Below are 6,326 nucleotides of genomic sequence, written 5' to 3'. Positions count from 1 at the left end.
CGCCGTCATGGGCTCCTGGAAGACCATGCCGATGCGGCGCCCGCGGATGCGGCACAGCGCCGCCTCGTCCTGGCCCAGCAGCTCGGTGCCGTCGAAGTGGATGCTGCCGCGCGTGGTGGCGCGGTCCGGCAGCAGGCCCATCAGCGCCATGGCGGTGAGCGACTTGCCGCAGCCCGACTCGCCGATCAGGCCCAGCGTCTCGCCGCGTTCGAGCGTGAAGCCCACGCCCCGCACGGCATCGGCCGGGCCGCGGTGGGTTTGCAGCCGCACGTGCAGGTCGGAGACTTCGAGCAGGGGCATGGCGGGTGGGGTGTGGGCGTTGATGGCGTCAGCGCTGGCGCGACAGCCGTGGGTCGAGCAGGTCGCGCAGGCCGTCGCCCAGCAGGTTCAGCCCCAGCACCGCCAGCGCGATCGCCACGCCGGGCCACACGGCCAGCAGCGGCGCCTGGAACATCAGCGTCTGCGCCTCGCTCAGCATGCGGCCCCAGGACGGTTGCGGCGGCTGCGTGCCCAGGCCCAGGTACGACAGCGCGGCCTCGGCCAGGATGGCCAGCGCGAACTGGATCGTGGCCTGCACGATCAGCGCCGCCGCGATGTTGGGCAGCACGTGCTCCCGCGTGATGCGCCACGGGCCCTTGCCGCAGGCGCGTGCCGCCAGGATGAATTCGCGCGACCACACGGCATTGGCCGAGGCGCGCGTGACCCGGGCGAAGGTGGGAATGTTGAAGATGCCGATGGCGATGATCGAATTGACCACGCCCGCCCCGAACACGGCGGTGAGCATGATGGCCGAGAGAATCGCCGGGAACGCGAAGGTGAAGTCCGCCATCCGCATGATGAGCTCTTCCACCCAGCCGCGCCGCGCCGCCGCCAGCAGCCCGAGCGCCGTGCCGATGGACAGGCCGATGCCCACCGCGATCACCCCCACCAGGATGGAATTGCGCGCCCCCACCAGCAGCAGCGAGGCCACGTCGCGCCCGAACGCATCGGTGCCCAGCCAGTGCGCGGCCGAGGGGGGCAGCAGCTTGGCCTCCATGTCCATGTCGTAGGGCGAGCCGGGCGTCCACACGAAGGACACCAGCGCCGCCAGCACCAGCAGCAGCGACAGCACCGCGCCGATGGCGAAGCTGCGGTGGCGCAGCGCGCGGCGCAGGCCGGACGGCGCGGCCCCCGCTGCCGGGACGGGCTGGGAGGGCGTGGCGGGGGACGGGGGCATCACAGGTCGCTCGCTTTCACGCGCGGGTCGATGGCGGCATAGAGAAGGTCCACCACGAAGTTCACCACGATCACCATGGCCGCCAGCAGCATCACGCAGTTGCGCACCACGATCAGGTCGCGGTTGGCGATCGACTGGAAAATCAAGCGCCCCAGGCCCGGCAGGTAGAACACGTTCTCCACCACGATGGTGCCGGCCAGCAGGTTGGCGAACTGCAGGCCCATCACCGTCACCACCGGAATCATCGCGTTGCGCAGCACGTGGCCCCAGAGCGCCGCGCGGCGCGACAGGCCCTTGGCGCGGGCCGTGCGCACGAAGTCCTCGCGCAGCACCTCCAGCACCGACGAGCGGGTGATGCGCGCCAGGATCGCCGCCTGCACCACGGCCAGCGAGATCGCGGGCAGCAGCAGCGCCTTCAGCGCCTCAAGCGGGCTGCCGCCGCTGTCCTCGGTCCAGCCCGGAAAGCCGCCCGCCGAGAACCACTGCAGCTTCACCGAGAACAGCAGGATCAGCAGGATGGCGAACCAGAAATTCGGAATGGCGATGCCGATCTGCGCCAGCCCCATCACGCCCACGTCGCCCCAGCGGTTGTGGCGCGATGCCGCGTACACGCCCGCCAGCAGCGCCAGCACGGTGGTGATCGCCATGGCCATCAGCGCCAGCGGCACGGTGAGCGCCAGCCGCTCCAGAACCAGGTCCCGCACCGGAGTGCCGTAGGCGTAGCTGTCGCCCAGCTGGCCCGTGAGCAGCCCGCCCACCCAGTGGCCGTAGCGCTGCAGCGCGGGCTGGTCCAGCCCCAGCTTCGTCGCCAGGGCGGCCACGGCCTCGGGCGAGGCATCCGGTCCCATCAGCATCTGCGCCGCATTGCCGGGCAGGATCTCCAGCACCACGAACACGACCACCGACGCCCCTGCCAGCGTGGCGATGAGCGTGAGCAGCCGTTTGAGGAGGAAGGGTCCCATGGGATGGATCGGAAGGGCGCCGCAAGGCGTCCGGGCTGCCGAAAGGGGCAGGGCGGTGTGGGTGCAGCATAGCGGCAAACACCGTGCGGCGGTCGGAGGCGGGGCGCGTGCGGTGCACCGGTACCCGTTGCGGCGCGGGGCCGGATGGGCACGGCGCGGTGCGCGCGGGGATGGGGCAGGGGGGCAGACCGCCCCGCCTGCGCCAGGGACTTGCCAGGGCGGGGATAATCCTGGCATGACGTCCGCCCTCCGTGCCCTTGCGGCCTTTCGCGCGCCCCAGGCTTGTGCCAGGAGATCGCCATGGCTTTGATGATCACCGACGAGTGCATCAACTGCGACGTGTGCGAGCCCGAGTGCCCCAACCAGGCCATCTACCTGGGCGAGGCCATCTATGAAATCGACCCGGCCAAAATGCACCGAGTGCGTGGGCCATTTCGATGAGCCGCAGTGCGTGCAGATCTGCCCCGTGGCCTGCATTCCGGTCAGCCCGCAGCACGTGGAAAGCCGGGAAACCCTGTTCCAGAAGTACGAGCGCCTGCAAGCCGCGGCGGCCCAAGGCGCGGCGTCCTGATCCAGGCGGTTCCGTCTCCCACGCAAGAAGGTATTGCGCGGGCATCTCTCAAAATAGCAGTTAAACGCCGTCCGGCCGTGGCGGCTTGGGGCGCGGGGGCTTGGTAGTGTGCACCAGCAGCGTGGCCTTTTCCATGTCGCCCGCCAGCATCGCCGGGTGCGCCTTCAACGAATGGGCAATGCTGTCTTCGATCAGGGTGCGTTGGTCGGGCGACGGCTTCTTGAGCACCCAGTTCGCCACTTCCGCCTTGATGCCCGGGTGCCCGATCCCGATGCGCAGGCGCCAGTAATCCGCCGAGCCCAGTTGCGCATGGATGTCGCGCAGCCCGTTGTGGCCGGCATGGCTGCCGCCGCGCTTGAGCTTCACATGGCCCGGGGCGATGTCGAGTTCATCGTGCGCCACCAGGATTTCGTCGGGCTGGATCTTGAAGAACCGCGCCAGCGCCGCCACCGATTTGCCCGAGAGATTCATGAAGGTCTGGGGCTCCAGCAGCCAGACGCTCTGCCCATGCACGTTCGTGCGGGCGACAAGGCCGTAGTAGTTGCGGTCCGGCACCAGCGTGGTTTTCAGTTCGCGGGCCAGTGCATCGATCCACCAGAATCCGGCGTTGTGGCGGGTGGCGTCGTAGTCGGGCCCTGGGTTGCCCAGGCCCACAAACAGTTTGATCATGGTGTCCGCGATTATCCGTGTGTGCCCAAGAAAAACGGCCCACGCAGGTGGGCCGTTGGGAGCGGTGCCGCCGGAGCGGCCCGCCAGGAGGTTGCCTTCCGCCTGCCGCCGGGACGGCGACAGTTGGGGCGAAGATTACTTACTTCTTCTTGCCCTTGCCGCCCTTGGCGTCGGCGGCAGGTGCTGCGTCGGCAGCAGGTGCTTCCACTTCGACCACGGGGTTGGTCACGGACACCAGAACGGGGTTGTTCTGGCCGCCACGGATCACGGCGCTCACGCCGCGGGGCAGCTTGATGTCCTTCAGGTGCAGCGATGCACCCTTCTTCAGCTTGGTCAGGTCCACGGCGATGAATTCGGGCAGGTCAGAAGGCATGCACGACACGTCGAGTTCGTTCACGACGGGGTTGACCAGGCACTTGTCCACCTTCACGGCGTCGGATTCTTCAGCGCCGCTGTAGTGCAGTGGCACCTTCATGTGCAGCTTGGTCTTGGCATCCACGCGCTGGAAGTCGATGTGCAGCACGAGTTGCTTGTAGGGGTGGTATTGCACGTCACGCAGCAGCACCTTGGAGGTGGTGCCGGCCACTTCCATGTCCAGCACGCTGGAGTGGAAGGCTTCCTTCTTGAGGGCGTGCCACAGCGCGTTGTGGTCGATCTCGATCAGTTGGGGCTCGGCGGCACCGCCGTAGACGATGCCGGGCGTCTTGCCCGTGTTGCGCAGACGGCGGCTCGCACCCGTACCTTGCTTGGCGCGCTCAAAAGCGACGAAGTTCATGGTTAGCTCCTGTGAGGGCCGGCCGCGACCAGCTCGGCCCTGTTGAAAAAGACCCGTGCCACCTGGCAGCGGACCTGCTTGTGTTCCCGAACGAACAAACCTCCCGAAGGAGGTCTGCCATCCCTTCCGCCCCGAGGGCGGACGTCATCAGAAAAGGTTGTCCTGGTCCGAGAACAGACTCATCACCGACTCTCCCTTGGCGATGCGCTGGATCGTTTCTGCGATCAGCGGTGCCACGGAGAGCTGGCGAATCTTGGTGCATCCCTTGGCGGCTTCGCTCAAGGGGATGGTGTTGGTCACGACCACTTCGTCGAGTGCGGAGCCCTTGGCGATGCGCTCGATGGCCGGGCCCGAGAAGATGGGGTGCGTGCAATAGGCGTACACCTTTTTGGCGCCACGTTCCTTGAGCACTTCGGCGGCCTTCACGAGCGTGCCGGCGGTGTCGATCATGTCATCCATGATCACGCAGTTGCGGCCGTCGATCTCGCCGATCACGTGCATCACTTCCGATACGTTGGCCTTCGGGCGGCGCTTGTCGATGATGGCCAGATCGCAGTTCAACTGCTTGGCCAGGGCCCGTGCGCGCACCACGCCGCCCACATCGGGCGACACGACGATCAGGTCGTCGTATTGTTTCTGGCGCAGGTCGCCCAGCAGCACGGGCGATGCGTAGATGTTGTCCACGGGGATGTCGAAGAAGCCCTGGATCTGGTCTGCATGCAGGTCCATCGTCAGCACGCGGGCCACGCCCACGGCCTGCAGCATGTTGGCCACGACCTTGGCGGAGATCGGCACGCGGCTGGAGCGTGGACGGCGGTCCTGGCGGGCATAGCCGAAGTAGGGAATCACCGCGCTGATGCGTTCGGCCGAAGCGCGCTTGAGCGCATCGACCATGATCAGCAGTTCCATGAGGTTTTCGTTGGTCGGCGCGCAGGTCGACTGCACGACGAACACATCGCGGGCACGAACGTTCTGCTTGATTTCGACAGTGACTTCGCCGTCGGAGAAACGGCCTACGTCCACTGCACCCAGCGTGGTGCCGAGGTGCCGGGCAATATCCGCCGCCATCCCAGGATTGGCGTTGCCGGTGAAAACCATGAAGTCGGGGTGATTGGCTTGCATGAGCGACCCAGCAGTCTAAAAAAAAAGCCCGTGTGCGAAAGTATTTGGCAGGGGAAGAAGGATTCGAACCTTCGCATGCCGGAATCAAAATCCGGTGCCTTAACCAGCTTGGCGACTCCCCTACACAGGTCGATCACTGAAAGTAATCAACCGAAATCCTGATCTGAAGCCCATCCTGCCAGAGGATGAATCATCAAATTTTCACATGCCTTCACTTGCCACGCGCCGGGCGCGTCTTGCAAGTTCACTGCCTGTGGCATCTGCGCAAACACCGCACTTCCCGAGCCAGTCATTCGACCTTGCAACCCTTTCGATTCCAGCCACTGAAGGGCTTGACCGATCTCGGGACACAGTGCCTGAGCAACCGGCTGCAGATCGTTACTTCCAAATTGGTAGTGTGCTGCAGCAAAGCCTAAGATTGTAGCACAGCCAGAATCGCGTTTTAGGAAAGGGTTCGAAAAAATCGATTTCGTATCCAATCCCGCTTCTGGTTTGACCACCAGGAATTGTGTTCTTGGCAGTGCATGCGCTTTCTCAAGCGGGCGTATTGTCTCACCAATTCCTTCCACCCAAGCGTTATGGCCGCGTAAAAAAAAATGGCACGTCGGCGCCCAGCGACAGTCCGATGCGCTCCAGTTCCCCACGCGTTAGCTGCAGGTTCCACAATCGGTTGAGGGCCAGCAGGGTCGAGGCCGCATCGGACGAACCACCCCCCATGCCCGCCTGCGCCGGAATCCGCTTTTCAATGCCGATGTGCGCGCCCAGCGTGCATCCAGTGGCAAGCTGCAAAGCCGAGGCTGCGCGCACGCAAAGGTCTTGGGGAGGCAGCACCTCCGACAGGTCCTCCCGGGTGATTGCGCCGTCCTGACGTAGTTCGAAATGGAGCGTGTCACACCAATCGATCAGCATGAACACCGACTGCAGCAGGTGGTAGCCGTCGGCGCGTCGCCCTGTGATATGCAGAAAGAGGTTGAGCTTGGCCGGCGCCGGCACATCGTGCAAAGACCGCAT

General features: G+C 65.5%; 6 protein-coding genes, 1 tRNA gene and 2 pseudogenes. 1 reads left to right on the top strand and 8 read right to left on the bottom strand.

The window, feature by feature from the left end:
• The 3 genes from AC27IQ_RS05865 to AC27IQ_RS05855 form a co-directional block, all read right to left on the bottom strand.
• A partial coding sequence (locus AC27IQ_RS05865) for an ATP-binding cassette domain-containing protein (protein ID WP_487088833.1) occupies positions 1–300 on the bottom strand: 300 nt, incomplete at its 3' end.
• A 28-nt stretch (positions 301–328) separates the two neighbouring features.
• The gene (locus AC27IQ_RS05860; protein WP_284405522.1) at positions 329–1,216 is read right to left on the bottom strand and encodes an ABC transporter permease; all 888 of its coding nucleotides are present in this window, start codon (positions 1,214–1,216) and stop codon (positions 329–331) included.
• Positions 1,216–2,178 (bottom strand): ABC transporter permease, encoded by a 963-nt coding sequence (locus AC27IQ_RS05855; protein ID WP_272548856.1) that lies wholly within the window; start codon positions 2,176–2,178, stop codon positions 1,216–1,218. Before AC27IQ_RS05855 ends, AC27IQ_RS05860 begins: the two co-directional genes overlap by 1 nt.
• Before the next feature lie 300 nt (positions 2,179–2,478).
• Between AC27IQ_RS05855 and AC27IQ_RS05850 the strand changes: the two are divergent.
• A pseudogene (locus AC27IQ_RS05850) lies at positions 2,479–2,749 on the top strand (YfhL family 4Fe-4S dicluster ferredoxin).
• Between the two features lie 60 nt (positions 2,750–2,809).
• On the opposite strand, the gene pth reads toward AC27IQ_RS05850, so the two are convergent.
• The 5 genes and pseudogenes from pth to ispE form a co-directional block, all read right to left on the bottom strand.
• On the bottom strand, positions 2,810–3,418 hold the full coding sequence (pth, locus tag AC27IQ_RS05845) for an aminoacyl-tRNA hydrolase (protein WP_284402289.1): 609 nt from the start codon (positions 3,416–3,418) through the stop codon (positions 2,810–2,812).
• A 139-nt stretch (positions 3,419–3,557) separates the two neighbouring features.
• Positions 3,558–4,193, bottom strand: a complete 636-nt coding sequence (locus AC27IQ_RS05840) for a 50S ribosomal protein L25/general stress protein Ctc (RefSeq protein WP_272564888.1) — start codon at positions 4,191–4,193, stop codon at positions 3,558–3,560.
• A 147-nt stretch (positions 4,194–4,340) separates the two neighbouring features.
• Positions 4,341–5,315, bottom strand: coding sequence for a ribose-phosphate pyrophosphokinase (locus AC27IQ_RS05835; RefSeq protein WP_272548852.1), 975 nt, complete (start codon positions 5,313–5,315; stop codon positions 4,341–4,343).
• Positions 5,316–5,360: 45 nt separating this feature from the next.
• Positions 5,361–5,437: transfer RNA gene (locus AC27IQ_RS05830), tRNA-Gln, on the bottom strand.
• Between the two features lie 24 nt (positions 5,438–5,461).
• Positions 5,462–6,326, bottom strand: a pseudogene (gene ispE, locus AC27IQ_RS05825) (4-(cytidine 5'-diphospho)-2-C-methyl-D-erythritol kinase).

This window comes from Acidovorax sp. KPB24-07 (assembly GCF_057543315.1).
The sequence above is the reverse complement of the archived record's forward strand: the minus strand, read 5'-3'. Positions and strand labels throughout refer to the sequence as shown.

Excerpts from the sequence above, each read along its gene's own strand:
- pth (WP_284402289.1), bottom strand. The coding sequence starts at position 3,418 with ATGATCAAACTGTTTGTGGGCCTGGGCAACCCAGGGCCCGACTACGAC.
- AC27IQ_RS05840 (WP_272564888.1), bottom strand. The coding sequence starts at position 4,193 with ATGAACTTCGTCGCTTTTGAGCGCGCCAAGCAAGGTACGGGTGCGAGC.
- AC27IQ_RS05860 (WP_284405522.1), bottom strand. The coding sequence starts at position 1,216 with ATGCCCCCGTCCCCCGCCACGCCCTCCCAGCCCGTCCCGGCAGCGGGG.
- AC27IQ_RS05855 (WP_272548856.1), bottom strand. The coding sequence starts at position 2,178 with ATGGGACCCTTCCTCCTCAAACGGCTGCTCACGCTCATCGCCACGCTG.
- AC27IQ_RS05835 (WP_272548852.1), bottom strand. The coding sequence starts at position 5,315 with ATGCAAGCCAATCACCCCGACTTCATGGTTTTCACCGGCAACGCCAAT.